General features: G+C 72.0%; 22 protein-coding genes and 1 pseudogene. 7 read left to right on the forward strand and 16 right to left on the reverse strand.

What is annotated here, in order from left to right:
* Positions 1-14: 14 nt before the first annotated feature.
* Together JYK04_RS06795 and JYK04_RS06800 are read right to left on the reverse strand one after the other, a co-directional pair.
* Positions 15-992 carry a hypothetical protein gene (locus tag JYK04_RS06795; protein ID WP_189733927.1) on the reverse strand — a complete coding sequence of 326 codons (978 nt, stop codon included), beginning with the start codon at positions 990-992 and terminating at the stop codon, positions 15-17.
* A 162-nt stretch (positions 993-1,154) separates the two neighbouring features.
* A complete protein-coding gene (locus JYK04_RS06800) occupies positions 1,155-2,057 on the reverse strand; it encodes a helix-turn-helix domain-containing protein (RefSeq protein WP_189733929.1) in 903 nt (300 codons plus the stop codon).
* A 574-nt stretch (positions 2,058-2,631) separates the two neighbouring features.
* Here JYK04_RS06800 and JYK04_RS06805 point away from each other — a divergent pair.
* Both JYK04_RS06805 and JYK04_RS06810 read left to right on the forward strand, forming a co-directional pair.
* On the forward strand, positions 2,632-3,228 hold the full coding sequence (locus JYK04_RS06805) for a hypothetical protein (RefSeq protein WP_189733932.1): 597 nt from the start codon (positions 2,632-2,634) through the stop codon (positions 3,226-3,228).
* Between the two features lie 156 nt (positions 3,229-3,384).
* Positions 3,385-4,014 carry a hypothetical protein gene (locus JYK04_RS06810; RefSeq protein ID WP_189733935.1) on the forward strand — a complete coding sequence of 210 codons (630 nt, stop codon included), beginning with the start codon at positions 3,385-3,387 and terminating at the stop codon, positions 4,012-4,014.
* Positions 4,015-4,435: 421 nt separating this feature from the next.
* Here the strand turns inward: JYK04_RS06810 and JYK04_RS06815 are convergent.
* Together JYK04_RS06815 and JYK04_RS06820 are read right to left on the reverse strand one after the other, a co-directional pair.
* A pseudogene (locus JYK04_RS06815) lies at positions 4,436-4,600 on the reverse strand (pirin family protein); the annotation flags it as partial.
* 649 nt (positions 4,601-5,249) lie between these two features.
* On the reverse strand, positions 5,250-6,440 hold the full coding sequence (locus JYK04_RS06820; protein WP_189733938.1) for an acyl-CoA dehydrogenase family protein: 1,191 nt from the start codon (positions 6,438-6,440) through the stop codon (positions 5,250-5,252).
* A 126-nt stretch (positions 6,441-6,566) separates the two neighbouring features.
* Here JYK04_RS06820 and JYK04_RS06825 point away from each other — a divergent pair, with 126 nt between their 5' ends.
* On the forward strand, positions 6,567-7,118 hold the full coding sequence (locus JYK04_RS06825; protein ID WP_189733941.1) for a DinB family protein: 552 nt from the start codon (positions 6,567-6,569) through the stop codon (positions 7,116-7,118).
* A gap of 35 nt (positions 7,119-7,153) precedes the next feature.
* Here JYK04_RS06825 and JYK04_RS06830 read toward each other — a convergent pair whose 3' ends face one another.
* The 3 genes from JYK04_RS06830 to JYK04_RS06840 are packed head-to-tail and all read right to left on the reverse strand — an operon-like array spanning position 7,154 to position 9,450.
* Entirely contained in the window at positions 7,154-7,693 is a 540-nt protein-coding gene (locus JYK04_RS06830) for a hypothetical protein (protein WP_189733945.1), read from the reverse strand.
* A gap of 21 nt (positions 7,694-7,714) precedes the next feature.
* Positions 7,715-8,551 carry a class II fructose-bisphosphate aldolase gene (locus tag JYK04_RS06835; protein WP_189733947.1) on the reverse strand — a complete coding sequence of 279 codons (837 nt, stop codon included), beginning with the start codon at positions 8,549-8,551 and terminating at the stop codon, positions 7,715-7,717.
* Entirely contained in the window at positions 8,548-9,450 is a 903-nt protein-coding gene (locus JYK04_RS06840; protein WP_189733948.1) for an SIS domain-containing protein, read from the reverse strand. Before JYK04_RS06840 ends, JYK04_RS06835 begins: the two co-directional genes overlap by 4 nt.
* A 189-nt stretch (positions 9,451-9,639) precedes the next feature.
* On the opposite strand from JYK04_RS06840, the gene JYK04_RS06845 reads away from it, so the two are divergent.
* Positions 9,640-10,419 (forward strand): DeoR/GlpR family DNA-binding transcription regulator, encoded by a 780-nt coding sequence (locus tag JYK04_RS06845; protein WP_189733950.1) that lies wholly within the window; start codon positions 9,640-9,642, stop codon positions 10,417-10,419.
* A gap of 58 nt (positions 10,420-10,477) precedes the next feature.
* Here JYK04_RS06845 and JYK04_RS06850 read toward each other — a convergent pair whose 3' ends face one another.
* The 5 genes from JYK04_RS06850 to tdh form a co-directional block, all read right to left on the reverse strand.
* A complete protein-coding gene (locus JYK04_RS06850) occupies positions 10,478-11,443 on the reverse strand; it encodes a M28 family metallopeptidase (RefSeq protein ID WP_189733952.1) in 966 nt (321 codons plus the stop codon).
* The gene (locus tag JYK04_RS06855) at positions 11,433-12,521 is read right to left on the reverse strand and encodes a hypothetical protein (RefSeq protein WP_189733954.1); all 1,089 of its coding nucleotides are present in this window, start codon (positions 12,519-12,521) and stop codon (positions 11,433-11,435) included. The genes JYK04_RS06850 and JYK04_RS06855 overlap by 11 nt, the downstream gene beginning before the upstream one ends.
* A 210-nt stretch (positions 12,522-12,731) precedes the next feature.
* Positions 12,732-13,646 carry a LysR family transcriptional regulator gene (locus JYK04_RS06860; protein ID WP_189733956.1) on the reverse strand — a complete coding sequence of 305 codons (915 nt, stop codon included), beginning with the start codon at positions 13,644-13,646 and terminating at the stop codon, positions 12,732-12,734.
* A gap of 48 nt (positions 13,647-13,694) precedes the next feature.
* A complete protein-coding gene (locus JYK04_RS06865) occupies positions 13,695-14,903 on the reverse strand; it encodes a glycine C-acetyltransferase (protein ID WP_189733958.1) in 1,209 nt (402 codons plus the stop codon).
* A 154-nt stretch (positions 14,904-15,057) separates the two neighbouring features.
* Entirely contained in the window at positions 15,058-16,086 is a 1,029-nt protein-coding gene (gene tdh / locus JYK04_RS06870; protein ID WP_189733960.1) for an L-threonine 3-dehydrogenase, read from the reverse strand.
* Between the two features lie 212 nt (positions 16,087-16,298).
* Between tdh and JYK04_RS06875 the strand changes: the two genes are divergently transcribed.
* Positions 16,299-17,207 (forward strand): alpha/beta hydrolase fold domain-containing protein, encoded by a 909-nt coding sequence (locus tag JYK04_RS06875; protein ID WP_189733962.1) that lies wholly within the window; start codon positions 16,299-16,301, stop codon positions 17,205-17,207.
* Positions 17,208-17,249: 42 nt separating this feature from the next.
* On the opposite strand, the gene JYK04_RS06880 is transcribed toward JYK04_RS06875, so the two are convergent.
* Positions 17,250-17,987: a class I SAM-dependent methyltransferase gene (locus JYK04_RS06880; protein ID WP_189733964.1), complete on the reverse strand. Its 738-nt coding sequence runs from the start codon at positions 17,985-17,987 to the stop codon at positions 17,250-17,252.
* Positions 17,988-18,174: 187 nt separating this feature from the next.
* Here JYK04_RS06880 and JYK04_RS06885 point away from each other — a divergent pair, with 187 nt between their 5' ends.
* Complete coding sequence (locus tag JYK04_RS06885) at positions 18,175-20,382, forward strand: SpoIIE family protein phosphatase (protein WP_373297377.1); 2,208 nt, start codon at positions 18,175-18,177, stop codon at positions 20,380-20,382.
* A 13-nt stretch (positions 20,383-20,395) separates the two neighbouring features.
* Here the strand turns inward: JYK04_RS06885 and JYK04_RS06890 are convergent, their stop codons facing one another.
* Entirely contained in the window at positions 20,396-22,180 is a 1,785-nt protein-coding gene (locus tag JYK04_RS06890; protein WP_189733968.1) for a glycoside hydrolase family 15 protein, read from the reverse strand.
* Positions 22,181-22,244: 64 nt separating this feature from the next.
* A complete protein-coding gene (locus JYK04_RS06895) occupies positions 22,245-24,800 on the reverse strand; it encodes a galactose oxidase family protein (protein ID WP_229875030.1) in 2,556 nt (851 codons plus the stop codon).
* Positions 24,801-25,118: 318 nt separating this feature from the next.
* Here JYK04_RS06895 and JYK04_RS06900 point away from each other — a divergent pair, with 318 nt between their 5' ends.
* Complete coding sequence (locus JYK04_RS06900) at positions 25,119-25,694, forward strand: hypothetical protein (protein ID WP_189733970.1); 576 nt, start codon at positions 25,119-25,121, stop codon at positions 25,692-25,694.
* On the opposite strand, the gene JYK04_RS06905 is transcribed toward JYK04_RS06900, so the two are convergent.
* A complete protein-coding gene (locus JYK04_RS06905; protein ID WP_189733972.1) occupies positions 25,691-26,254 on the reverse strand; it encodes a DoxX family membrane protein in 564 nt (187 codons plus the stop codon). The genes JYK04_RS06900 and JYK04_RS06905 overlap by 4 nt on opposite strands.
* Positions 26,255-26,284 lie beyond the last annotated feature (30 nt).

A 26,284-nucleotide genomic window follows, 5' to 3' on the forward strand; every position in this document is an offset into this window, starting at 1 on the left:
TCACGACATTGGGGCTAGCCGTTCAGGTGGGCCAGGAGGAGGTTGGGGTCCTTGGCCGTGACGTACGCGGCGCTCAGGACGTAGGCGGTGTCGCCGCGCAGGGCGATGGAGGTGGGGTTCTGCAGGCCGTCGGCGGCGGTCAGGACGGTGGAGTGGGTGCCGTCGGGCTGGACGAGGGCGACCTCGCCGGGGCCGTTGAGGGCGGCCAGGATCTGGTCGCCGTGGCCGGTGAAGGCGAAGTCGTCGATCCCGGCCAGGCCGGTGGCCCGGGTCTGGACCTGGCCGGCGCGACCGTCGCGCTGGACGGGTATGCGGAGGACGACGCCCCGGTCGAGGTTGGTGACCCACAGCGCCCCGCCCCGGATCTTCAGCCCGTTGGCGCCGAGGAATCCGGTGGAGGCCAGTTCGGGGGCGGCGGACCAGGTGCGGGGGGTGCCGCCGGTGGTGGGGACACTGGAGATGGTGCCGAGGACGGAGTCGGTGACGTAGAGGGTCCGGGTCCGCGGGTCCAGGGCCAGGCCGTTGGGCAGGCCGGCCGCGGGCAGCGCGGCGATGCGCTGCGGTGTGCCGCCGGGGCGCAGGCGCCACAGGCCGGTCAGTTCGGAGGTGCCGGTGGCGTACAGGAAGTACAGGGTGCCGTCGTGTGCACGGACGATGCCGGTGGTCAGGGCGAAGCCCAGGACCGGGGTGTGGATGCCGCCGTCGGCGGGTGCGGGCAGGGTGGCCAGGATCCGGGTGGATCCCCCGGGGGTGATGCGGGCGACCTGGCGGGCGGCGGCGAAGGTGACGTACGCGCTGCCGTCGGGAGCCAGCGCGATGTTCTCCGGCGTCTGGTGCCGGGCCAGGTCGAAGTGCGCGGCGATGCGTGCGCAGCTCAGCGGGGCGGAGAGGGCTGACGCGACGCCGGGGGTGGCCGCGAGGACCGCTGCCGCGGTGAGTACGACGGCTGCTGCCGTGGCGGTCTTGGACCACGTGTACGTGTTCTTGAACATGGTTCCTTCACTGTTTTCGGGCATGCGGCAGCGGTACGCCGACGCGCGGGGGTTGGGGATGGCTTCAGGGAGGGGCGGCCGGTGGCCGCTCGTACCGGGGCGAGTGGAGGGACGGACGGGCACTCGCGGACGTCTGTGCGGCGTCCGATGGTGTGGGCCGGGTCAGCCGGACCCGGCCCGGACTCCCGGGCGCGCCGGGTCGTGCTGCGGGGTGACCTGGGCGAGGAGGGCCAGGGTGGTCCGCGCGGGCGAGTCGGCCTCGGTGGTGGCGACCACGATGCTCTGCCCCTGATCCGGGTCCTGGCCTGGGCTCAGGGTCTGCTGGGTGACGGTCAGCGGGCCGACCAGCGGATGCCGCATCTCGTAGGTCGCGACGGCGCAGGCCGTGACGCGGTGGTCGGCCCACATCGAGGCGAAGTCCGCGCTCTTCGCACTCAGTTCGCCCACCAGCGCATGGAGCGCGGTGTCGTCCGGGTGCCGGCCCGCCACCAGGCGCAGATTCCCCACCACGGCCCTGGCCTTCGCCGGCCAGTCGGCGTACAGGTCGCGGGTGTGCGCATCGAGGAACACCAGCCGGGCCATGTTGGGCCGCTGTGCCGGCCGGTCCGGGGTGCCCGGGTCCAGGTGTCCGGCGAACAGCGCATGGCCCAGCCGGTTCCATGCCAGGACGTCACTGCGGCGGCCGGTCACGATGGCCGGGACGTGGACCAGTGCCTCCAGCAGCTGGCCGGTCGCCTCCGTCACCCGCTCCGGGGCGGGCCGGCGGCCTCGTACCGAGCCCGTGGCCGAGGATCGGGCCAGGTTCTGCAGGTGCAGGCGCTCGGCTTCCTCCAGCCGCAGGGCCCGTGCGATCGCGTCCAGCACCTGCGGTGAGGCGTTCAGGGACTGCCCCTGTTCCAGCCGGGTGTAGTAGGACACGCTGACACCCGCCAGCGACGCCAGCTCCTCGCGTCGAAGACCCTGCACCCGGCGCCGCTCGCCGTAGTCGGGTATCCCGAGATCCTCCGGCTGCAGCTGGGATCGCCGCGTCTGCAGGAACTCCCCGAGCCGCACTTTTGCTTTCATGGATCCGAGTATGGGCGGGGCCCGACCGCACAGCCTGACCCTGGCGTGGATAGGCAACAGCGGGTCCTGGACACATCGGATTTCACCTTCACCCGGCACGGCTGGGTCGATGCCGCGCCGCCCGGGTCTACGACCTGGTCAGTGACGTGTCCGCCATCGGGCGCTGGAGCCCCAACGCGAGGGCGTCGGGCCCCAGGTCGGGGCCTGGGCTCCCCCACGACCACGATCCGGGCCAGATGCGGGCCAGTACCGAGCCATCGAAGGTAGATTGCTTCATTTTGCCTGCTCAGGACGGGTGTGGCGCGTGTACCACCAGCAGACGAAGAATCTGCTGAGCCATACGGCGCGGCTCTCTGGTGTCGGCGGCTGTCACGGCGACTGCGCAGACTTCCGAACCCGGTCGGCAAGTTGCTGCCAGCGCCGACGCACAGAGGAACCGCCCTCCGCGTCGACCGAGCCCAGGCCGTCGATGGCTTGCTGGAGCGGTGGAGGCTCGCGCGGGGTGTGGCCGAAGACCTTGAGGAAGACGCAAGACGTTGATCCGTTCCACTATCAATCCCGTGGTGCTGGTTCTATGTTCGTCGTCTCGATGCTGAGGGGGGAGTGCATGGACCCTGACGACGTGATGATCGATGCCCTGGCCGACAAGATCCTCGGGGGCAAGGTCGGAGGCGCTCTCCACCTTCCGTTCCGGTGGAAACAGAAGAATGCTCCGCGTCGCGCGTACTCCCCTATCCACGTCGAGGCGAACACTCCTGTCCGCTCCGATCTCTCCTGCCGCCTCGACCTCCGCTTCCGAATAGGCCTCGACAAGCCGTGGGAGTACAGCCTGATACTCCTCCACCCCGGAAGCCGCACGGTCCTCCGGCGCCTCGATGTTCGGGGGACACACCTCGACCGTGAAACGGGCGAGCACTTCATCAATCGCACGCACAAACACAGGTGGAGCGAACAGCGAGGCAACCGGGACGTCTACGCCCCGGACGACATCCGTCACGCGCCGGACCCGATCGCCAATGCGACGCTCACCTCTATGGATGAAGAGCACGACCGCGTCGTCAGGGACTTCGTCCTGGAATGCAAGATGGACATCTCCGCAGGCTACGTTTGGTTTCCGCCCACGCCGCCGATGCCGGCCCCGACGCTAGAGGGATTCGAGGAATACCCATGAGCGCCTCCCCCCCTCGATCCGCGCCTCACCGAGGACTTGCGCTGCTGGCACATCGCACCGGCAAGCCGCCCGGGATCCGTCGCACTCACAGGACGCTCGTACTTCGCTGACGGAGACGGCCTGACCGTCCTTCTCCGAGTGTCCGGAGACGACGCCTTGGCCAGCGACGGCGGCACCACGGTTTCTCGCTTGGCCGATGCCGGAGTCGACGTCTGGGGCCCAACCCGAGCAGCGACCGCCTGGACCGAGACACTCAGCGCATTCCGCCTCAGCGAAGTGGACGGACGAATCGTTGGCCGCCGGCCCCTGCAACAGGCGGCGACGCTCGTATCGGACATCAGTAGTGCGATGCTGACCACCGACGGCCTGCGATGGCTCGCAGCCCCTGACCGGGACAGCAAGCTCGTGCGTCAGTTCTACGCGTACCTCGACGATGCCCGCATCGCCTACGACCGGCGCCCCACCGTGGAGCTCCCCCGCGGCGCCAAGGTACGCCCCACCGCGCGCATCAACCTGCCCAAGCGAACAGTCCTGGTGCAGGCCGTCGGCGGCTCTGAGCAGGGCCTGGAGCATGCTCTGTCGCTCGTGCAGCGCATCGAGCGCGCGGACTACGCCTTCGACCAGCGCCTCGTGCTGCTGAAGGGCAACCCCCAAGCCTGGCCCGCCGACCACCTCGACCTCTTGGCGGACCACACACCAGTCGGGTTCTCCGACCGCATGGACGCGGTCACCCGATTCCTCAAAGAGGGCACTCCACTGGAACGCCCCGTCACATCGGAGCCGTAGGCTTCCCGCTCTCACACGACGTTTCCAGCTCCGCCCGGCGAAGAGGACCGGCCGAGCAATGTCTTGTCACTTGTGCACAACACCCGCCGCGCACTAACCCGCCCCCCTCATCCATGGATCGCAGACCCCGGCCGGGTTCGCCGCCAGGGTGGTGGGAGGCGACGGCCCGGCGGCGACCACCATCGCCCTTGACTACCAAGAGGCGGCGCGTAACCGGCAACCAGATCTAACTACTCGTCAGTAAAGTCAGCAAAAGGTCAGCATTCGTCCGACCAAACCTGGTTACAGCCTGCGACACATGAGACTCGACCGTCGGCGCCGAAGGCTCTCGCCCCGCATTCGACAGCCTCCCCTGCGAAACCAAAACCGGAGGGCCGGGCGCGATTACCACACCCAGCCCTCGCGCGCACAAACCAGCAGGTCAACGCACCCTTCCTCGCGCCTTCAGGTGGGTTGGGGGAAGCTCTGGGGCCGGAATCGGAGGGCCGTCGTAGCCCTTCACCTCACCGAATCGCGACCCGCTCATCCAGTCTTCTCGGGCCTGCGCGATATCATCGTGTGACCGTCCGATCCAGTTCCAGAACATTCTGATGGCGAGGCGGCTCCAGTTCGTCGACAGGGAAGCTCGCACAACCCAGATCACCCATTCGGGTGATGATCGTGCAAGTGCGGCCTCGTGAACGCGCGATCGCCATAGTGTCGCCGCACACCTCATGCTTGCGGCGAGGTAAGCAACGAGGAGCGAAACCGTGGATGTCCATGACGTCAACGGGCCCAACGCTTCCGCAACTTACGCGTTCTCTGTAGCGGCGCGGTCTGACGCGTGTGGACTGCTTCATCTGGCGGACGGATCAGGATCACCGACCCGGCCTGGAGTACCTGGTGCCTGCAGGGACGGGTAGCGGGGCGTAGCACCCAGTGGCGGCACGCGCTCGATCGGTTCGCCCTGGTCGCTGTGTTAGGAGTCCGCCGTCGAGTGCTGCGCCGTGACCCAATCCCTCAGAGGCCTGCCGCGCACCGGGTGACAACGAGCCAAGCCGCGTGATCCAGCTCGGACCAGAGCATGGGTTCGCCGCTCATTCGCTGCCCTGGAGTGGCCGCCAGGAATTCGCACGCTGCCCGCACAATCGATACGCAGAGCACGTTGAAGGGCATCATGCGGACGGAAGCCGATGCCGGATTTCTGTGCCAACTTTCTTTCTTTTGTGCCGACTATAATTCCTCGTCACAACGGCCTAGCGGCGTACCCGCGGCATGCCGAGGCCGATCCAGGAGATGATCTCGCGCTGGATCTCGTTGTTGCCCCCGCCGAAGGTGAAGATCACGGCGCTGCGGTAGCCGCGTTCGAGCTCGCCGTGCAACACCGCGCCCGCCGAGCCGTCCTTGAGGGAGCCGGCCGCGCCCACGATCTCCATCAGCCAGGCGTACGCGTCCCGGCGGGCCTCGGAGCCGTACACCTTGACCGCGGAGGCGTCCTGTGGGGTGAGGGTGCCGGCCTGGACCGCGCCCACCATCTGCCAGTTGAGCAGCTTCATCGCGTCGAGCCGGGCGTGCGTGCGCGCGAGGCGGCCGCGGACCCAGGAGAGGTCGATGACCCGGCGGCCATCGGCGAGTTTCGTCGCGGCGGCCCAGCGCTGGACGTCGTGGAGGGCCCGGATGGCCATCGTGCCGTGTGCGGCGAGGGTGACGCGTTCGTGGTTGAGCTGGTTGGTGATCAGGCGCCAGCCCTTGTTCTCCTGGCCGACGCGGCGGCTCGCCGGGACGCGGATGTTCTCGTAGTAGCTGGCGGTGGTGTCGTGCGAGGCGAGGGTGTTGATGACGGTGCAGGAGTAGCCGGGGTCCGAGGTCGGGACCAGGAGCATCGTGATGCCCTTGTGGGCGGGGGCGTCCGGGTCGGTGCGCACGGCGAGCCAGACCCAGTCGGCGGTGTCTCCGTTGGTGGTCCAGATCTTCTGTCCGTCGACGACGTAGGTGCCGGTCTCCTCGTCGCCCTCGCGCACCGCCTTGCACTTGAGCGCGGCGAGGTCGGTGCCGGCGTCGGGCTCGCTGTAGCCGATGGCGAAGTCGATCTCCCCGGCGAGGATCTTCGGCAGGAAGTACGCCTTCTGCTCCTCGGTGCCGAACTGCATGATGGTCGGCCCGACCGTGTTGAGTGCCATCAGGGGCAGCGGTACGACGGCCTGCGCGGCCTCGTCGAAGAAGATGAACTGGTCCATCGGGGTCATCCCGCGCCCGCCGTACTCCTTGGGCCAGCCGACCCCCAGCCAGCCGTCGGCTCCGAGCCGGCGGATGGTGTCCCGGTAGAAGCGCTTCTGGGCGGCCGGGTCCTCGTAGCGGGCGTAGACGTCCTGCGGCACGAGCTCGGCGAAGTAGGCGCGCAGTTCGGTGCGCAAGTGCTGCTGCTCAGGCGTGTATTCGAGGTGCACGGGCCCCTCCGGGGTCTCGCGGTCCGGCCGGTCGCTGTGGTGGCGGCGGTCAGAGTAGAACCTGTTACAAGAATTCGGAAGGACCCGGGTACCGGCCGATCAGAGCCGGCGTCCATAATCGCGACCATGACGAGCCCACGCAGCAGAGCGGAATTCTTCGTCGAACCCGAGCGGGACGGACGCTTCAGCGGCCCCGCGACCGGTGACGAGCGGCAGATGCTGGTCGCCTTCCTCGCGGACCACCGCGCCACCCTGGAACTCAAGTGCGCAGGCCTGGGTGCGGAGTTGGCGCACCGTTCGGTGGAACCGTCCACGCTCTCCCTGCTCGGCCTGGTCCGGCACCTGGCCGATATGGAGCGCCGCTGGTTCCGGCAGGTCCTGGCGGGGCAGGACGCGCCGCCCCTGTTCTCCTTGGCGGAGGATCCGGACGGGGACTTCGACGGAGCCCGGTCCGATCCCGCGGCGGCCGAAGCGGCCTGGGCGGCGTGGCGCACCGAAGTGGCCTTCGCCGAAAGCTTCGTGGCGCAGGCTCCCGATCTGGACGTCGAGGCCGTCGACGCGTGGCGCGGGAAGGTGTCGCTGCGCTGGGTGCTGATCCACATGGTCGAGGAGTACGCGCGGCACAACGGGCACGCCGACCTCCTGCGCGAGCGGATCGACGGGGCCATCGGCATCTGAGGGGGGCCACGGGCCGGGCGCCCCGCCTCGCACCGTCAGGTGAAGAGGTACAGGACGTCGAAGTGGACGAGGTCGCGGGCCGTGTCGAAGAGGTACCGGCCCGAGGGGATCCCGTCCGCGGCCTGGCCCGCGGCGCCCCGGGCGTTCGCGTACGCGTCGAACCCGGGGCTGTGCTGCCAGGCCGCGGCGGCGGGCAGGTGGTCCTTCAGCGCGGCGGGCAGGTCGGCCGGCGCGCCGGTGGCGGTGAAGGCGTGGTCGGGCTTGCCGGTGATCGCGGCCGCGCCGCCGGCCGGCAGGTGGGCGACACCGACCACACGGATCCGGGAGTCGGGGCCCGGGATGCTCCGGTCGTCACCCGCGTCGTCGATGTCGTAGCCCAGCCAGTGCGCGTCGGTCAGTTCGCCCAGGAACGGCCCGAGCCGCCGGTTCAGCGGCTCCAGGTCGGTACGGACCTCGGGCCGGCGGGGCGGCTGCGGCCACAGGAGGTACGTCATGCCCGCGCCCACCGTCAGCAGCGGGAGGCCGGCGATCAGCAGGAACCGGCGGCGATTCGTACGTCCCCGCTGTGTGTCCATGATCGCCGCCCCCGCCGCCCGTCAGTTCAGGGCGCCGATCATAGCCGTCGCCGTCGCCGCCATCGCCGCACGGGCCGCCGTCAGGTACGGCCGGGGGTCCGCCGGGGTCAGGTGGGTGCGGATGGCTTCGGTCATCGCCACATTGAGGGCGGTGCCGATGTTGACCTTGCGGATGCCGCCCGCGACGGCCGCCGCGAGCTCGGCGTCCGGGAGGCCGGAGGAGCCGTGCAGGACGAGCGGTACGTCCACGGCCTTGGCCAGCCGGGCCAGCAGCACGCGGTCCAGGGCCGCGGTCCGGCTGGTCATCGCATGGCTGCTGCCGATGGCGACGGCGAGGGCGTCGACCCCGGAGTCGGCGACGAACCGCCGGGCCTCGTCGGGGTCGGTACGGGCGCCGGGCGCGTGCGGGTCGAGCGGCGCGGCGCCGTTCTTGCCGCCGACCTCGCCCAGCTCGGCCTCGATCCACAGCCCGTTGGCGTGCGCCCAGTCGGCTGCGGACCGGGTGGCCTCCAGGTTCTCGGCGTACGGGAGTTGCGCGGCGTCGTACATCACCGAGCTGTATCCGGCGTCGCAGGCCTGCCGGAGCAGTTCGGGGCTCTTGACGTGGTCGAGGTGCAGGCCGACGGGGACCCCGGCGGCCTCCGCGCAGGCGCCGGCGGCCCGGGAGATGGGCAGCAGCTGCCCGTCGCGGAACCTCACGGCGTTCTCGCTCAGTTGGAGGATGACGGGCAGGCCGGCCGCCTCGGCCCCGGCCACGACGGCTTCGGCGTGCTCCAGGGTGATGATGTTGAAGGCGGCGACGGCCCGGCCGGCCGCGGCCGCCTCCAGGACCAGGTCGCCGGCCCGGACCAGGCTCATCGGACCGCCTCCTCTCCGGTGGTGAGGATCACCGAGCGCGTGAGGTTGCGCGGAGCGTCCGGATCCAGCTGCCGGTGGGCGGCGACGGCGAGGGCCAGGCGGTGTACGCGGACCAGTTCGGCGAGCGGGTCGAGCCGCCCGGCCACCCATTGGGAGCCGGTGGTGCGTACCTGCTCGGCGAGCCCGTCGGGGGCCTCGTCGAGCGACCAGGTCACGGTGCCTGGCCCGGAGATGCTGACGGGTCCGTGCCGGTACTCCATCGCCGGGTAGGACTCGGCCCAGGACAGCGAGGCCTCGCGCATCTTCAGCGCGGCCTCGTGGGCGAGTCCGACGCTCCAGCCGCGGCCGAGGAAGGTGAACTGGCCCCGGCCGGCGATGTCGGCGGGCAGCGGCTCGACGAGGGCGGTGCGGCCGTCGGCGACCACGGAGGGGGTGTGCAGCCCGACGTGGGCGCGCAGCAGGGTGAGGGCGGTGGTCGCGAACCGGGTCTGCACGACGGACTGTTCGTCGGCGAAGTCGAGGACGACCAGCTCGTCCGCGGCGGTCATCACCGGGGTGGCCGGATCGCCGACGACCGCGGTCGTGGGCACGCCCGCGTCCCGCAGCCCGGCCAGCAGGTCGAGTACCTCGGTGGTGGTGCCGGACCGGGTCAGGGCGACGACCCGGTCGTAGCGGCGGTGGCGCGGGAACTCGGAGGCGGGGAAGGCGTCGGTCTCGCCCTGTCCGGCCTCCTCGCGCAGCACGGCGGCCGACTGGGCCATGTAGTACGAGGTCCCGCACCCGACGATCGCGGTGCGCTCCCCCGGCTGCGGGAGCACCGCCCGCCGGGCCGGGGCCAGTTCGGCGGCCCGCTCCCAGCATGCGGGCTGCGTGCCCAACTCGTACGCGACGTGACTCATACAGGCTCCCTCGTGCGGCAGGCTGGTCCGAATGCGCTGAATGCGTTTTCCTGCAAGGTAGCGGCCCGTTTCACGCAACTTCAAGCATTTACGGGTGGAGCGGCTGAGTTAGTGTCGCCGGGTGGGCCGATGGAGGCCGCAGGGAAACACCGTGGGACGCATGTCGAAGAACACCGAAGGGGGCGGCCGATGACCCGCAAGGAGCGCTGGCAGGCGCTGCTGGACCTGCTCGTGGAACGGGGCGAGCTGGAGGTGGAACCCGCGGCGGAGACCCTCGGCGTGTCCGCCGCGACCATCCGCCGCGACCTCGACCAGCTCGCCGAGCAGCAACTGCTGGTCCGTACGCGCGGCGGAGCCGTGCTGCACGGGGTCTCGTACGAACTCCCGCTGCGCTACCGCACCTCGCGCCGCGCCGCCGAGAAGCACCGGATCAGCGAGGCGGTGGCGGCCCTGATCACCCCGGGCGAGGTGATCGGCCTGACGGGCGGCACCACGACCACGGAGGTGGCGCGCGCCCTGGCCGGGCGCCCGGACCTGGCCCAGGGCTCGCCGGCGCTCACCGTGGTGACCAACGCCCTCAACATCGCGGGCGAGCTGGTGATCCGGCCGCAGTTCAAGATCGTACTGACGGGCGGGGTGGCCCGCCCCCAGTCGTACGAGCTGACGGGCCCGCTCGCCGAGCAGGTCCTCGGGCAGCTCGCGGTGGACACGGCGGTGCTCGGCGTGGACGGCTTCGATCCGCAGGACGGCGCGGCGACCCGCCACGAGGACGAGGCCTCGGTCAACCGCCTGCTGTGCGAACGCGCCCGCCGGGTGGTGGTCGCGGCCGACTCCAGCAAGCTGGGCGTCCGCGCGTTCGCCCGTATCTGCGCGACCTCGTCGGTGGACGTCCTGGTGACGGACACGGGACTGGCCCCGGCGGTGGCCCGGGAGTTCGAGACGAAGGGCGTGGAGGTGGTCCGGGTGTGAGCGGGGTGCCTCCGTCGGCGGCGACCGGCACGGCCACCGCCTGCGGAGGCGCGGCGCGCTACCCCACGGCCTGCCGCGCATCGGCGAGCAAGGTCGCCAGGGTCATCCTGGTGACGTCGGCGAGGTAGCCGTAGTCGAGCGTGTCCGGCGTGTCCGACGTCTCGTGGTAGTGCGGGTTCCCCTCCCCCTCGTAGGCACCGATCGTCACGTCGCCGTGTGCTTCGAACGGCATGTAGTCACTGGCGAAGATGGGACCGAGCATGACCGGCAGTGCCGTGTGGTCCGCGGCGGCCTGCGCCATGACCGCGGCGAAGGCCTTCGACGCGGCGTCATTGCCCGGTACCGCGTTCCCCAGGTCGCGCTCCACCGTCACGGAGCCGTCCGCCGGTGGCCTCCCGACCATGTCCAGGTTCACGACCCGGTAGGCCTCGCCGTCGGTGGCGTGGAGCTCCGCGGCATACTCCGTGGCGCCCCACAGCCCCTGTTCTTCGCCGGAGAAGGCCACGAACCGGAGGGTGGAGGCCAGCGCGACGGGGGCGAGCAGACGCGCGATCTCGAGCACCGCCGCCACACCGCTGCCGTTGTCGTCGGCTCCCGGAGCACGTGCCGTGGTGTTGTTCAGGTCCGCCATGCGGCTGTCGTAGTGGGCGCACACGATGATGACGGGCCGGCCGGCAGCCGTCCCGGGTTTGGTGCAGATCACGTTGTCGGCACTGTGACCGGCATTGGTCCACGTGCGCCGGACCACATCCGTGTACCCGGCCGCTTCGAACCGGCTCACGATCTCCTCGGCGGCCTGCCCGATGAGGGGCGAGAAGGTGTGACGCGTGTGGAAGGCCGCGAGTGCCTCGACGGAGTTCCTCAGCTCGTCCGCCGAGACCGACTCGACCAGTGTGGAGATGAACTCGTTCTTCTGCGTGGCCGCCCGCTTGCGTTCGGCCGGGGCCACGGGCTCGGCGGCGCTGGGCGGGTAGCGCTTCTCGGGGGGTGCCAGCGGCAGTGCCGCACGTGTGTCACGTTCCATCACGGGCCGCCTTCAGCCGGTGTTGAGGGCGGGTTGGCAGTAGGCGCAGCCGTTGTATCCGCGTGCGACCGCGTCCTCGGCACGGAGGAAGGGGACCGAAGGTCGGACTGTCCCAGTCGTTGCACCGGAACCACTCCCCGTCGAGCCGGAACATTCCACCGCTGGCGGGTGCCACCTCGGCCTGGACGTCGTGCCGGAAGCCGTTCAGCTTCGCCACGCCGGACCCGGCGTGGAGCGTGCTGTCGTTCGACTCGGTCACGGGGTCGGGCGAGAAGACCTTGAGCGTGGCCGTCACGTACTTTCCCACGAGCTCGACCCAGAGCAAGGTGCCGGCAATGGCGTCCACGACGACGCGGAAGTGCTCGATGGGGCCGGTGGTCTCGACCACCAGATCGTGCACGAGGTGCAGCGCGCCGTCCGGCTTCCTCCCCTTCTTCAGCAGCGCGACGGAAGCGGAGGGGTAGTCGCTCCCCGGCAGGGAGGGCCGGTCCGTGTCCCGCAGGTAGACGAGTTGGTCCCGGGTCACGTCTGCTGTTTCGAAGTCCTTCTTGAAGGGCGCGAGGGCGACCTTCAAGACATCGGCCACCGTACGTGCGTCACCGGGGTCGGGAGCATCGGCGACGTCCATCTCCCCGGTGTGGTCGACCTGGATCACGCTGGCCTGCTTGACGTCGGCGACGGCCTGAACGGTGGCGCCCACCACCGGGATGTCGTTGTGGAACTGCTGGAAGCGCACCCGCAGCGTCGCCGCGCCTTCGGTCGATTCCACCTCGCGCAGATCGATCGAGCCGGTGTTCAGGTCTCCCGAGCGCGCCGCCATGAACGAGTCGATGGCCTTGCGCGCCGTCGACGCACGGACCAGGGTCGCTCCCGGATCGACGTATTTGCGCAGTACACCACCGGCATCCGCGTGTTCACCGACGTCGGGGACCATGCGCAGCGGCCGGTCGGCCTCCGGGCCCGGCATGTTCCTCTGCCGTTCTCCGCGATCCCGAGCCATGATGTCCTCCTCAACGCACATGCGGAGGGTAAGGAAACGCATCATCAGAGCGGGTGGATGCCCCCGGGCGCCCGTCACGTGACCGTTCCGCTTACGGGAACCGCCGTGGACTTTTGGCACTCTCAGCAAAAGCGTAGCGTCGTCCGCCGACTCCTGCGACGCGAGCACGCGCCGCAAAGCCCCCCGCCCGCCCGGGAGATCGGGCTGCGGTACGGACCCACACGGCTTGCGCCCGGTGGCGCCCGGGGCCGCCTGCACGCGGGTCCGGCCGCCGGACCGGAGCGGTGCTCAGTGGGCCGGCAGCCGCTCCGACTCGCGGACCAGGGCGGCCAGGACGGGCGCGATCAGAGGGTGGGTCTCGCCGCCGCGGCGGGTGGCCGCGAAGACGCGGCGGGTGGCCGCCGGGCCCGTGACGGGGCGCACCTGGACCTCCTTGAGGTCCATGCCGCGCAGGGCCGAGCGCGGGACGAGGGCCACTCCGGCCCCGGCGCCCACCAGTGCCGTCACGGCGCGGAAGTCGTCCGAGGAGTGCACGAGCCGGGGCTGGAAGCCCGCCAGTTCGCAGGCGAGCAGCGTCACGTCGTGGCACGGGTTGCCGGGGTACTGGCCCACCCAGTCCGAGTCGGAGAGGTCGGCCAGCGACACCGCGGGCAGGTCGGCCAGCGGATGCCCCGAGGGCAGGACCGCGTCGAAGGGTTCCGCGTACAGGGGGAGGACGGACAGCCGCGCGTCGTCGGCGCCCGGGCCGCCCCGGTACTCGACGGCCAGCGCGAGGTCCGCCTCGCCGTCCAGCAGCTGCGGCAGGCTCTGGTCACCCTCCGCGTCGCGGACCCGCAGCCGGATGCCCGGGCGTTCCAGCGCGAGCCGGGCGATGGCCGGGGCCAGCACCTCCGCGATGCCCGTCGCGAAGGCTGCGACGGTGACCTCGCCCGCCGTACCGCCGGCGTAGGCCGCGAGCTCCGCCTCCGCCCGCTCCAGCTGCGCGAGCACCTCGTGCGCGTGGCCGAGGAGGATCTCACCGGCCGCCGTGAGCCGGACGCCCCGACCGCTGCGGGTGAGCAGCGTGTGGCCCGTCTCCTGCTCCAGCGCAGCGAGCTGCTGGGAGACGGCGGAGGGGGTGAGGTACAGGGCTGCGGCCGCGGCGGTCACCGTACGGTGGTCCGCCACGGCCCGCAGGATGCGCAGCCGGCGGGGGTCGATCACCCCACCATTGTCTCAGGGTGCACGAACCCCTCAGACCCCTCGGGTCCCTCAGGCCCCGGCGGTGCCGAGGGCGGCGCGGGCGTCGATGAAGGCGGCCACCGCGCGCTCGACGTCGGCCGTCGAGTGGGCCGCCGAGAGCTGGACGCGGATGCGCGCCGCGCCCATCGGCACCACCGGGTAGGAGAAGCCGATCACGTACACGCCGCGCTCCAGGAGCAGCTCCGCCATCCTGGCCGCCTCGGCCGCGTCACCGATCATGACCGGGGCGATGGCGTGGTCGCCGGGCAGGATCTCGAAGCCGGCCTCGGTCATCTTCGTACGGAAGAGCGCGGTGTTGGCGGCGAGGTGTTCACGCAGGTCACCGGCCGACTCCAGCAGGTCGAGGACCTTGAGGGAGGCGGCCGCGATGACCGGGGCGAGGGAGTTGGAGAAGAGGTACGGGCGCGAGCGCTGGCGGAGCAGCTCCACGATCTCGGCGCGGGCCGCGACGTAGCCGCCGGAGGCGCCGCCGAGGGCCTTGCCGAGGGTGCCGGTGATGATGTCGACGCGGTCCATGACGCCGTGCAGCTCGGGGGTGCCGCGGCCGCCGGGGCCGACGAAGCCGACGGCGTGCGAGTCGTCGACCATGACCATGGCGTCGTAGCGGTCGGCCAGGTCGCAGATCTCGGCGAGCGGGGCGACGTAGCCGTCCATGGAGAAGACGCCGTCGGTGACGATCAGCTTGCGGCGGGCGCCGCCCTCGGCAGCTTCCTTCAGGCGGGCTTCGAGCTCGGCCAGGTCGCGGTTGGCGTAGCGGAAGCGGCGGGCCTTGGAGAGGCGGATGCCGTCGATGATCGAGGCGTGGTTGAGGGCGTCGGAGATGACCGCGTCCTCGGCGCCGAGCAGGGTCTCGAAGACGCCGCCGTTGGCGTCGAAGCAGGAGGAGTAGAGGATCGTGTCCTCCTGGCCGAGGAAGGCCGAGAGCCGCGCCTCCAGCTCCTTGTGCACCTCCTGGGTGCCGCAGATGAAGCGGACGGAGGCCATTCCGTAGCCCCAGCGGTCCAGTGCGTCCTTCGCGGCGGCGACGACCTCGGGGTGGTCGGCCAGCCCCAGGTAGTTGTTGGCGCAGAAGTTGAGCACCTCGCCGGCGGTGCCGCCCGAGGTGACGGCGACGGCCGCGTTCTGCGGGGTGCCGATGACGCGCTCGGGCTTGTGCAGGCCGGCGGCGCGGATCTCGTCGAGGGTGGAGCGCAGGTCCTCGCGGACGGTCTCGAACATGGTGCGGTTCTCCTTGTGCGGCGGAGGGCGGCGGAAGGCGACTGGGGCGACGAGGGAGGGGCCGGGCCCCGCGGAGGGGGGAGGGTGTGCGGGGCCCGGCCCGGAGGGAGATGGTTCGTCAGGTGTGGCCGGGGGTCGGCCGGGGGCGGTCGGGCTACGCCGTCCAGTCCAGGATGATCTTGCCGCTGCGGGCGGTCGACGCCTCGTCGAAGGCGGCCTCGAAGTCGCGGTGCGAGTAGCGGCCGGTGATGACCGGGCTCAGGTCGAGCCCGCCCTCCAGCAGCACGGTCATCGCGTACCAGGTCTCGAACATCTCACGGCCGTAGATGCCCTTGATCGTGATCATCGACGTGACCACCTTCGCCCAGTCCACCGGGAACTCCTGCGCGGGCAGGCCCAGCATGGCGATCCGGCCGCCGTGCGTCATGTTGTCGATCATGTCGCGCATGGCCTCGGCGCGGCCGGACATCTCCAGGCCGATGTCGAAGCCCTCGCGCAGGCCGAGCTTGGTCTGCGCCTCGGCGATGGAGGACTCGGCGACGTTGACGGCGAGGGTGGCGCCCGCCTTGCGGGCGATCTCCAGGCGCTCGGGGCTGACGTCGGTGATGACCACGTTGCGGGCGCCGGCGTGCCGGGCCACGGCCGCCGCCATGATCCCGATCGGGCCGGCGCCGGTGATCAGCACGTCCTCGCCGACGAGCGGGAAGGACAGCGCGGTGTGCACGGCGTTGCCGAAGGGGTCGAAGATCGCGGCGACGTCCAGGTCCACGGCCGTGCGGTGCACCCACACGTTCTGGGCGGGCAGGACCACATACTCGGCGAACGCGCCGTCGCGGCCGACCCCGAGGCCGATCGTGCTGCGGCACAGGTGGCGGCGGCCGGCCAGGCAGTTGCGGCACTTGCCGCACACCAGGTGGCCCTCGCCGCTGACCAGCGCGCCGACCTCGATGTCCTGGACGTCCGCGCCGAGCGCCGCGACCTCGCCGACGAACTCGTGGCCGAGGACGAGGGGCGTCTTGACCGCGCCCTGCGCCCAGCCGTCCCAGGCGCGGATGTGCAGGTCGGTTCCGCAGATGCCGGTGCGCAGCACCTTGATCAGTACGTCGCCGGGGCCGTATTCGGGCTCGGGGACGTCCATGAGCCACAGGCCGGGTTCTGCCTTGTGCTTGACGAGTGCCTTCATGGGGTGGCTCCAGGCATGCGGAAGGGTACGCCGCGGGCGGATGGGCCCGAACGGCGGCGGTGACGTGCACCAATCTGCCGATCAGTGCGGTGATCAGTCCATCGAGACTTTCTTAAACGGGTCGACAGCGCAGCTTCACGCCTATGCTCCTCCCGTGACGGGGAAGGGGCCCGCGCTGGGGACGGCGCGGGGGAAAAGGGGAGGTGAGGAGCGTGCCGAGTCTGCGTAGCAGGGCGCTGTCGGTGGCGCTGATCGCGGTGGGACGGCGAAGACGGTACGCGAGCGCGGAGGCCGTCCGGGCCCGGGTGGCCGAGTCCGCCCGCCGGCCCGCGTCCCATCTGCCGCCGCGGTCGCTGGGGCGGGTCGCCGACATCTCGCGGACCTTCGTCGGAGCCTGGCCGGTGTACGACGTATCCCCGCTCGGGACGGAGCCGGCGGCCCACGTGCTGTACGTGCACGGCGGCGGCTACGTCCACGAGCTGGAGCGCCCGCACTGGGCGCTGATCCGGACCCTGGTCACGCAGGCGCGGGCGCGGGTGGTCGTACCCGCGTACATCCTGGCTCCGCGCGGTACCGCCGACCGGACGGTCCCGGTCGCCGCCGATCTGCTGAGCGGTCTGATCGCGAGCGGCGGCTCCGGCGGGACGGTGCTGATCGGGGACTCCGCCGGAGCCGGGCTGGCGCTGGCGGCCGCGCAGCGGCTGCGCGACCGCACCGGGGACCAGCCGTCCCGGATCGTGCTGATCTCGCCCTGGCTGGACGTGACCATGAGCCATCCGGACCAGGCGGCCATCGAGGCGGCCGATCCGCTGCTGGCCCGCCCGGGGCTGCTGGAGGCCGGGCGGCTGTACGCCGGAACCCTGGACGCCGAAGACCCCCGGGTGAGCCCGCTGCACGGCGGCTTCGCCGGGCTGGCGCCGATGACGGTGTTCACCGGGACCCGGGACGTGTTGACCACGGACAGCCGGGAGCTGCTGCGCCGGGCCCGCGCGGACGGGGCCGAGGTGGAGTTCCACGAGGCGGCGGGGCTGCCGCACGGGTACCCGCTGCTGCCCGTGCCGGAGGGACGCGCGGCGCGCGAGCGGATCGTCGAGCTGATCAGGTCGACGGCGGAGCTGTGAGGGCACGGCGGTGACGGCGGATGACGGCGGATCGCCGACGGCCTACGCCGTGCAGGTCATGAGGGAGCTGATCGGCCAGGCGCGGTACGCCGTCCAGTACGCCTCGTCGCGGACGGCGTCGGCGGGCGGGGTCCGGTTCGGCTGCCAGCCGACGGTGACGAAGCCCGCCTCGACGGCGGCCTCGGCGAGGTCGGCATGGGCCCACTCGCGGAATTCGAAGGGCACCGGCGGCTCGGTCAGGAAATGCGCCTTGAGCAGCGGCGCGTCGCCGTCCGGGACCCGGTCGAGGATGCGCACCCCGTACGGCGACCAGTCCACGCGCGGGAACGCGCCCGCGTTGGGGACGATGGCGAGCAGCCTCCCGCCCGCCCGCAGATTGGCGCGGACGGACCGGAACATCGCGTGCAGGGACCTGCGGTCGGGCGCGTAGCTGAAGACGTACGCGGCGGTCGCGAGGTCGAAGGGGCCCAGGTCCGGCAGGCCGGCGGCATCGGCGACGTGGTACTCGACGTCCGGCCGGTCCTTGGTCGCCTCGTGCGCGCGGGCGAGCCGGATCATCTCCTCCGAGACGTCGACACCGACGGTCCGCCGGGCCCCACCGCGGGCCAGCAGCCGGGTGTTGTATCCGTATCCGCAGGCCAGGTCGAGGGCGTCGAGCCCGCGCACCCCGCCGAGGGCGTCGAGGGCTCCGTGCAGGGTGTAGGTGTCGGCCGCGGAGAACGCCGCCGTGCTCGTGGACTCCGCGTAGCGCTCGCCGATCGTGTCGTACTGGAACCGCATGCTCTGCCTTCCGGGGGCCTGCCGGGGGTGGGACGCCTGCGTATCGTGCCCCGCGGCACCGTCCGGGGGGTGGGCCGCACACCCGTGCGTCCCCCGGACGAGGGAAGCGGTCGGCCTATCGGCCGCGGCACGGCCGCGACCAGCCAGGATGCAGGTGTCGCCGCCGAGGGCGCATCCTTGCTGTGTGATGGCGAGAGCGGACAGCGCCGGCGCCGCGCCCGACACCACGGATGCCCCTGATGCGACGGCCCAGGTGCTCGCACGGGCCGCCGTGAACGCGATGGAGGCCGTCGGTGGGTACGCGGCCGGCGTCTACCTGCGCTCCCCCACCAGCGGGCTGCTCCTGATGGCCGTGTTCACCGGGCTGCCGCTGCAGCTGTTCCGGCCCTGGTGGCGGATGCAGGTGAACCGCCCGTACCCGATCGCCGAGGCCTACCGCTCCGGGCGGGCCGTGCACCTGCCCGACGCGGAGTCGGCCATGAGCCGCTTCCCGCAGCTGATGGCCGGGCTGCCGTTCCCCTTCGGCTCGCTGTACGAGCCGGTGACCGCCGGGACGGAACGGTTCGGCGTCCTGGTGGTGCTGCGCGAGGCCACCCCGGGGATCCCGGTCGGGACCGCGGACCGCGAACGGCTGCGACGGACCGCGGAGCAGCTGGCCGCCGACCTCGCCGCGCTCGCGGCGGCCGGGGCGCGGACGCTGTGGGAGGGCGACCCGGTGGGCGTGCCGGCGCCGCCTCCCGAGGCCGGGGCCGAGGGCGCCCGCAGGGCCGCGGACCGGCTCGCGCAGGCGGTGCTCTCCCTGGACCGGGAGGGCCGGATCGGCTACGTGAACACCGCTGCGGAGGAGCTGCTCGGCCTCGACGGGCCCCAGCTGCGGGGAAGGCTGCTGTGGGAGGCGCTGCCGTGGCTCGGGCAGCCCGCCTACGAGGACCACTTCCGGGCCGGCTTCATGTCCGGCGAGCCGGTGCACTTCCCCGCCCGGCGCGGCCGGCACGCGCCCGGGCAGTGGCTGTCGGTCGACCTGTACCCCGCGGCCGACGGCGTGACCCTGACACTGGGCACCTCCGCGAAACCGGCCTACGCGCCCCAGTCACGGGCCCGGCCCGACCCGGTCGCGGCCGTGGACTCCGGTGTGGACGCCGAGGTGGACGCGTACGCGGACCTCGACGTGTCCGCCGACGAGGCCTCGTCGCTGTACCGGCCGGTGGCCCTCGCCATCGCGCTGACCGAGGCGGTCACGGCCCGGCAGGTGTCGGCCGTGGTCACCGAGGAACTGCTGCCGGCCTTCGGCGGTCGCCAGCTGGCGATCTACCTGCTGGACGAGCGGCACCTGTACCTGGCCTGGGAGACCGGTTTCCCGCGGGGCTTCCTCAACCGGTTCGACGGGGTCTCCCTCGACGTCCGGCTGCCGGGCGTGGAGACGCTGACGACGGGCCGGCCCATGTTCTTCGAGTCGATGCAGCACCTGGCCGCCGCCTATCCGGGCATTCCTCTGGACGCCGATGTCGGCGCCCGCGCCTTCCTGCCGCTGATCGCCTCCGGCCGGCCGGTCGGCTCGTGCATCCTCGGCTTCGACTCGCCCCGCGGCTTCAGCCCGGAGGAGCGTACGGTGCTCACGGCGCTGGCCGGTCTGATCGCGCAGGCGCTCGCGCGGGCCCGGCGCTACGACAGCGAGGTGGAGCTCGCCCGCGGTCTGCAGTCGGCCCTGCTGCCGCACCGGCTGCCGGTGCGCGAGCACGTCGACACCGTCGGCCGCTACCTCCCCGGGACCCTGGGCATGGACGTCGGCGGCGACTGGTACGACGTCGTCGAGACGGGCACGGGCCTGCTGGCCCTGGTCATCGGGGACGTCCAGGGCCACGGTGTGGCGGCCGCGGCGACCATGGGCCAGCTGCGCAGCGCGGTCCGGGCCTTCGCGCTCAGCGGCAGCACCCCGGAGCAGGTGGTGAGCGGCACCAACCAGCTGCTCATCGACCTGGATCCGGGCCAGTTCGCCAGCTGCTGCTACATGTTGCTCGACCCGGCGTCGGGCTCCGTGACGGCCGCCCGGGCCGGGCACCCCCAGCCGCTGCTGCGCCACCCGGACGGCCGGACCGAGGTGCTGGACCTGGCGGGCGGGGTGGTGCTCGGCATCGACCCGGAGGCCTCGTACCCGGTCACGGAGCTGCGGCTGACGACGGGCTCGGTCCTCGCCCTGTACACGGACGGGCTGGTGGAGAAGCCGGGCCTCGACATCGACATCGGGGTGGAACGGCTGCGGACGGCCCTGGAGGCGGCCCGGCCGTCCCCGCTGACCGAGACCGCCGACCGGCTGATCAGCGAGGCGGGCAACAGCGCCGACCGGCCGGACGACATCGCCCTGCTGCTGGCCTCCCGTACCGGCGGGGACCCGTAGGGCGTCGTGCTGGTCAGGCCCGGCCCGCCAGGGTGAGCGCGGTGTTCACCAGGCCAACGTGGCTGAACGCCTGCGGGAAGTTGCCGAGTTGGCGTCCGGCGAGGGGGTCGTACTCCTCCGCGAGCAGGCCCACGTCGTTGCGTACGGACAGCAGCCGCTCGAACAGGGCGCGGGCCTCCTCCCGCCGACCCGTCATGTGCAGGGCGTCGGTCAGCCAGAACGAGCAGGCCAGGAAGGCTCCTTCGTCCCCGGGCAGCCCGTCGACGGTGGAACCCGCGGTGCTGTAGCGGCGGACCAGTCCGCTGCTGCCGAGTTCGGCGCGCACCGCGTCGACCGTGCCGACGACCCGCGGGTCGTCGGGCGGCAGGAATCCGACCCTGGGGATGAGCAGGGTCGCCGCGTCCAGCTCGGCGGAGCCGTAGTACTGGGTGAAGGTGCCCCGTTCGGGGTCGTAGCCCTTGGCGCACACGTCGTGGTGCACCTCGTCGCGCATGGCCCGCCAGCGTTCCACGTCGCCGTCCAGGGAGGGGTCGCTCTCCAGGGTGCGGACGGCCCGGTCGGCCGCGACCCACGCCATCACCTTGGAGTGCACGAAGTGGCGGCGGGGGCCGCGGACCTCCCACAGGCCCTCGTCGGGCCGGTGCCAGTTGCGTTCGAGGAAGTCGAGCAGCGCCAGCTGGATCCGCCAGGCGTGGCGTTCGGAGGGCAGCCCGGCGGACCTGGCCAGGTAGAGGGAGTCGATGACCTCCCCGTACACGTCCAACTGGAGCTGGTCGACGGCGGCGTTCCCGACGCGGACCGGGGCGGAGGAGGCGTAGCCGCGCAGCCAGGGCAGTTCGCTCTCGGGGATCCGCCGCTCGCCGCCGATCCCGTACATGATCTGGAGGTCGGCGGGGTCGCCCGCGACCGCGCGCAGCAGCCATTCGCGCCAGGCGCGGGCTTCGTCGAGGAAGCCGGTGGACAGGAGCGAGCCGAGGGTGAGGGTGGAGTCCCGGAGCCAGCAGTAGCGGTAGTCCCAGTTGCGGACGCCGCCGAGCTCCTCGGGGAGGGAGGTGGTGGCCGCGGCGGCGATGCCGCCGGTCGGGGCGTAGGTGAGGGCCTTGAGGGTGATCAGGGAGCGGGTGACGGCCTCCTGGTAGGGGCCCTCGTAGCGGCATTGCGAGGTCCATTCCCGCCAGTCGGCGCGGCTCTGGTCCAAGGCCTCGAAGGGGTCGCACGGCTCGGGGCGCGGCCGGTGCGAGGGGTGCCAGGTCAGTACGAAGGCGACGCGCCGGCCGGCGGTGACCGGGAACTGGGAGCAGGTGCTGTTCGCCTCGCCCCAGGTGCGGACCGGGGGTTCGCTGCGGAACCAGGCGGAGTCGGGCCCGGCGACGGCGACCCGGTCGCCGTCGCTGCGGCGCACCCAGGGCACGACGTGGCCGTAGTCGAAGCGCAGGCGCAGGGTGCTGCGCATCCTGACCGTGCCGCTGATGCCCTCGACGATGCGGATGACGTCGGGGGCGACCTCGCGCTGGGGCATGAAGTCGGTGACCTTGACGGTCCCGGTCGCGGTCTCCCAGTACGACTCCAGGATCAGCGAGCCGTCGACGTAGGCGCGGCGGGTGCAGGGCTCGCCGTCGGCGGCGTCGAGGGGCGCGATGCGCCAGTGGCCGTTGTCCTCCTCGCCGAGGAGCTTGGCGAAGCAGGCCGCCGAGTCGAAGCGCGGCAGGCACAGCCAGTCGATGGACCCGTCGCGGCCGACCAGTGCGCTGGTCATCAGGTCGCCGATGAGTGCGTAGTCTTCGATGGGTTGTGTCATTTGTGCGCTATTCCCCTGAATGTCCGGGGCCAATCAGCTCAGGCCCCGGACACCGCTCATGCGGTCAGGAGATCGTGACGAACTGACCGATGCTCGGTACGCCCTGGGCGTCGAGGGCGAAGAGCATGTAGGTCCCCGGCAGGACCACACCGGTGTCGGCGGGTACGGACACCGTGTACCGGCCGCCTCCCACGGCGGTGGACGCCACGGGGACCCGGCGCTGGTCGTTGTCGGTGGAGTGGGTCGCGGCGGCGGCCCGCATCAGGACGAAGGACGCCACCGAGCCCTGGGTGGTCACCGTGAGCGAGGCACCGGGGGCCGCCCTGGGGGGCACGCCCGCGGTGATGGCGGGACGCGGCTTCGGGGATCCGTCCGCGTTGAGCAGGTACGGCGGGGTGAAGATCGCCCCGTCCGCGTGGTTGGTCGCGCAGTCGCCGCACAGGCCGCCGCCGCCGGAGAAGATCCGTCCGTCGGGCAGCAGGTTGGCCACGCTGTGGTAGTTGCGCGGAACGGCCATGGTGGCCAGCGGGGTGAAGGCGCCCGTCGCCGGGTCCCACAGTTCGGGGGTCAGGACGGAGGTGGCGTCGCTGAACGGCACCGGATAGGCCTGGCCGCCGAAGACGGCCACCTTGCCGTCGGGCAGGACCACGCTGTTGCTGAAGGCACGGGCGTGCTCCATGTCACCCGTGCGGGCGGCCTGGACCTGGCTGCCCGAGATGCCCACGGTGTAGGCGCGCTGGGTGGCCGGGGTGTCCTGGTAGGCGGGCGAGCCGCCCAGGGTGAGCAGTTTGCCGATGTCGTAGGCGACGGCGTTGCCGGTCATGGCGTCCTGGCTGTCGGCCCGGGTGCCGGCCGGGGTGATGCCGCCCTGCCCGCTGGTGGAGATCCAGTTCATCTGCTTGCTCGGGCCCAGTTGCAGGACCTTGCCGCCCGAAGTGGCGTGCAGCCACATGTGGTTGTCGGCGCGGTAGGGTCCGGCCGGGTCGGCCGTGAGCGCCGGGGCGGCGGGGACGCCGGGCAGGCTGCGCCAGGTGCGGGTGTCCGGGGACCAGACCTCGCCGGCCTTGTCGGTACCCGAGGATCCGCTCCAGGATCCGCCGAGGACGAAGGCCTCGCCGGTGGAGAGCAGGGTCATGGCCTGGTAGCCGCGGGCTATGTTCATGCTCGTGGTGGCGGACCAGCTGTCGGTGGCCGGGTCGTAGATGCTCGCCTTCTCCGCGTTGCTGCCGCCGGTGACCAGCACCCGGCCGTCGGCGAGCATGGCGATGCCGGGACAGAACATGTCGTGTCCGGTGTTGTCGATGCGGCGCTGGGTGACCTTGCCGGTCTTCAGGTCCAGGATCGCGGTCTGCGTGTAGCCGTTGCTGCCGCCGAAGCGGTCGACGGCGTACGCGGACCAGGCCAGCAGCTTGTCGCCGGGCAGGGCGGCGGTGGCCACCGGCACGAGCGGGAAGCCGGTGATCCGGCCCCAGGAGCCGTGGACGGCCGGGCTGGACGGACCGCTCAGGCGGATCTCACCGGCGGAGGTCCACGGTCCGCGACCGCCGGCCTCGCTGGTCACGGTCAGCCGGACGAAGCGGGCGGATGCGGTGCGGGTGAAGGTGGCGGTCTTGACGGTGTCGTCGTCCCGCCAGGTGCCCGCGGCCACCGGTGTGCCGAAGGTGACGCCGTCGGCGCTGGTGGCGACGGTGTACGCACCCGCGCGCCCGTTGGGCCCGGTGGAGCGGGGGTGGTAGACGAGGGCGGAGACGGCCTCGGTGCGGTGCATGTCGATGGTGATGCTGTGCGGCAGCGGCGTGGGGGTGGGGGCGTACTTGCTGTGCCAGATGGTGCCGTCCTTGCCGTCCAGGACGTTGGACGCGCGGCCGTTCTCGGCGCCGGTCTCCTCGTCGCTCGCCGTGGCCGTCCATCCGGTGCGGGACAGGTCGACGGTGGCCGCCGGGGTGCCGGGGTCGCCCAGCAGGTCGATCTCGGCGGCCGAGGACCAGGCTCCGCGGGCGCCCGCCTCGCTGAGCGCGGTCAGCCGGACGAACCGGGCGCCCTGCGGGGCGAATCCGAGGGTCTTGGGGCTGACGTCGTCCGCGAGCGTGCCGGTGGCGACCGGGGTCGCCCAGCTCAGCCCGTCGGGGCTGAGGCTGATGCTGTACTCACCGACGCGCCCGTTGGGCCCGTCGGTGCGGGGACGGTAGATCAGGGCGGAGACGACCTGGGTGCGGTGCATGTCGACGGTGATGACGTGCGGCAGCGGGGTGGGGGTGGGGGCGTACTTGCTGTGCCAGATGGTGGCGGTGTTGCCGTCGAGGACGTTGGACGCGCGGCCGTTCTCGGCGGCGGTCTCCTCGTCGCTCGCGGTGGCCGTCCATCCGGCCCGGTCGAGGATCGGAGCCGTCGGCTCCATCGCGTTCGCGGGGACGATGCCGTGGTGCGGCGATTGTTTCGCCGTCTGCTGGTCGAAGGGCACGGGCGCCGGACGGGGCGCCGGTGCGCGGCCGGCCGCCGCCGTGCTCGTGACCACGAACCACGGGGTCAGGCCGATCAGCAGGGAGCCGAGGCCGAGAGCGATGAGCAGGTGGGAACGGCGTATCGCACGGTGAAAGGCGAAGAAGCGCCTGGACTGCAATCTGACCTCCTGGGGCGAACTGATGTGCCCCGTAGAACATAGGTGAGCACACCGGCAACCCACCCGAAGTCAAGGAGAGTTGGCGCAAATCCGTATGGCCGGTCGGAATAGGTCGACGCCGGTCGGGCGAGTTCCCGGCGCTCGGGCCCCTGGTAGGCCGAAGGATGCAGTCACTTGCGGGGAGGGCCGACCCAGCCCCCGCCGCCGACAGGCCACTTGACCCGCCGGGGCGGACAGCGTGCGGCGCGTGTGAAACTCCTGCCACAGCTGTCCCGCCCCGACGGGCCGGGCAGCACCGGCACGGGGTGGGGGACGCACATGAGCGGGACCGAGAGCACCATCGAAACCGAGCGCGAAGCCGCGCCCGGTGACGGGAGGAACAGGAAGAGACTCAAGGCAACCGCCGTCGTGCTCGCCGGACTGGGATTCGTCATCGGCGGTTCGCTGCTGGCCCCTGACCCGGAGCCTTCCGGGTGGGTGGCGGAGCCGGCCTCGTCGAAGCCCCTGCACTCCGGTCCGGGGCCGACCGTCGAGCAGGTCACGGCGGACCTCGAGGCCGCGACCGCGGCGGCCGGGCTGGGTCCGGCGGCCCCGCCCCGACCGCTCCTGGTACCTGGGTGCCTGGCGGCCTGGGAATCCTACGAGCACGTGGGCGACGCACGGTGGGCCGCGCTCCTGGACGGCCTCACCAGCCGCCGATGGCAGCTCACCGAGCGGCTGAAGAGGCCCCCGACGGTCGCGTCTTCGCTGACCAAGGGCACCTGGCACCTCCTGGTCATGCACGAGAAGAGGCCCGGCACGCGTGAGCACCTCTCGCTCCTGGCCACGAACAGCACTCCCGCCTGCGAGCAGGCGTTCGAGCAGGCGCAGGCCGCCGGCACCCAAGCCGTCTAGTTGCGCACGAGGAGCAGGGCGGCGGCGAGGACCACGCCGAGGGCGACGGCGAGGGCGCCGTGCGCGAGGCGGTGGCTCCGCAGGACGGGCAGGAAGCGGTCGGCGGCGTACCGTCCGGGGCCGGTGAGGGCGAGGGCCGCGGCGCCCGCGGTCAGCAGCACCTCGTACTCGATGCCCGCCGGGGCGAAGAAGGCCCCGGTGCCGTGGACGGCGATCGCGTTGATGAGGGTGCCGACGATGGCGGCCCCGGCGAGCGGGGTGAGCAGCCCGAGGGCGAGGCCGAGCCCGCCGAGGGTCTCGGTGAGACCGGCGAGGACCGCCATGGCGTCACCCGCGGGGTAGCCGCTGGCGGTGAAGAACTGGCCGGTGCCGCTGATGCCGCCGCCCCCGAACCAGCCGAAGAGCTTCTGCGAGCCGTGCGCGGCCATGGTCAGGCCGAGGACCATGCGCAGGAGGAGCAGGCCGGTGTCGTGGCCCGGGGTGGAGAGGGCGGCGGGCTCGGGGCGGGCGGCCGGCGCGGCGGCCTGCGGCTTCGTCGTGGTGACGGAGGGGCTGGTCATCGGGGGGGGTCCTTCCGGTCGGGCGGCCCG

This window comes from Streptomyces nojiriensis, from assembly GCF_017639205.1.
GTDB classification, from domain to species: domain Bacteria; phylum Actinomycetota; class Actinomycetes; order Streptomycetales; family Streptomycetaceae; genus Streptomyces; species Streptomyces nojiriensis.

What these genes read in the sequence shown, in the direction of transcription:
- JYK04_RS06840 (WP_189733948.1), bottom strand. Translation starts at nt 9,450, where the DNA reads ATGAGTCACGTCGCGTACGAGTTGGGCACGCAGCCCGCATGCTGGGAG.
- JYK04_RS06825 (WP_189733941.1), top strand. Translation starts at nt 6,567, where the DNA reads ATGACGAGCCCACGCAGCAGAGCGGAATTCTTCGTCGAACCCGAGCGG.
- JYK04_RS06890 (WP_189733968.1), bottom strand. Translation starts at nt 22,180, where the DNA reads ATGACACAACCCATCGAAGACTACGCACTCATCGGCGACCTGATGACC.
- JYK04_RS06800 (WP_189733929.1), bottom strand. Translation starts at nt 2,057, where the DNA reads ATGAAAGCAAAAGTGCGGCTCGGGGAGTTCCTGCAGACGCGGCGATCC.
- JYK04_RS06845 (WP_189733950.1), top strand. Translation starts at nt 9,640, where the DNA reads ATGACCCGCAAGGAGCGCTGGCAGGCGCTGCTGGACCTGCTCGTGGAA.
- JYK04_RS06900 (WP_189733970.1), top strand. Translation starts at nt 25,119, where the DNA reads ATGAGCGGGACCGAGAGCACCATCGAAACCGAGCGCGAAGCCGCGCCC.
- JYK04_RS06905 (WP_189733972.1), bottom strand. Translation starts at nt 26,254, where the DNA reads ATGACCAGCCCCTCCGTCACCACGACGAAGCCGCAGGCCGCCGCGCCG.
- tdh (WP_189733960.1), bottom strand. Translation starts at nt 16,086, where the DNA reads ATGAAGGCACTCGTCAAGCACAAGGCAGAACCCGGCCTGTGGCTCATG.
- JYK04_RS06835 (WP_189733947.1), bottom strand. Translation starts at nt 8,551, where the DNA reads ATGAGCCTGGTCCGGGCCGGCGACCTGGTCCTGGAGGCGGCCGCGGCC.
- JYK04_RS06865 (WP_189733958.1), bottom strand. Translation starts at nt 14,903, where the DNA reads ATGTTCGAGACCGTCCGCGAGGACCTGCGCTCCACCCTCGACGAGATC.
- JYK04_RS06805 (WP_189733932.1), top strand. Translation starts at nt 2,632, where the DNA reads ATGTTCGTCGTCTCGATGCTGAGGGGGGAGTGCATGGACCCTGACGAC.
- JYK04_RS06880 (WP_189733964.1), bottom strand. Translation starts at nt 17,987, where the DNA reads ATGCGGTTCCAGTACGACACGATCGGCGAGCGCTACGCGGAGTCCACG.
- JYK04_RS06885 (WP_373297377.1), top strand. Translation starts at nt 18,175, where the DNA reads ATGGCGAGAGCGGACAGCGCCGGCGCCGCGCCCGACACCACGGATGCC.
- JYK04_RS06795 (WP_189733927.1), bottom strand. Translation starts at nt 992, where the DNA reads ATGTTCAAGAACACGTACACGTGGTCCAAGACCGCCACGGCAGCAGCC.
- JYK04_RS06830 (WP_189733945.1), bottom strand. Translation starts at nt 7,693, where the DNA reads ATGGACACACAGCGGGGACGTACGAATCGCCGCCGGTTCCTGCTGATC.
- JYK04_RS06850 (WP_189733952.1), bottom strand. Translation starts at nt 11,443, where the DNA reads ATGGAACGTGACACACGTGCGGCACTGCCGCTGGCACCCCCCGAGAAG.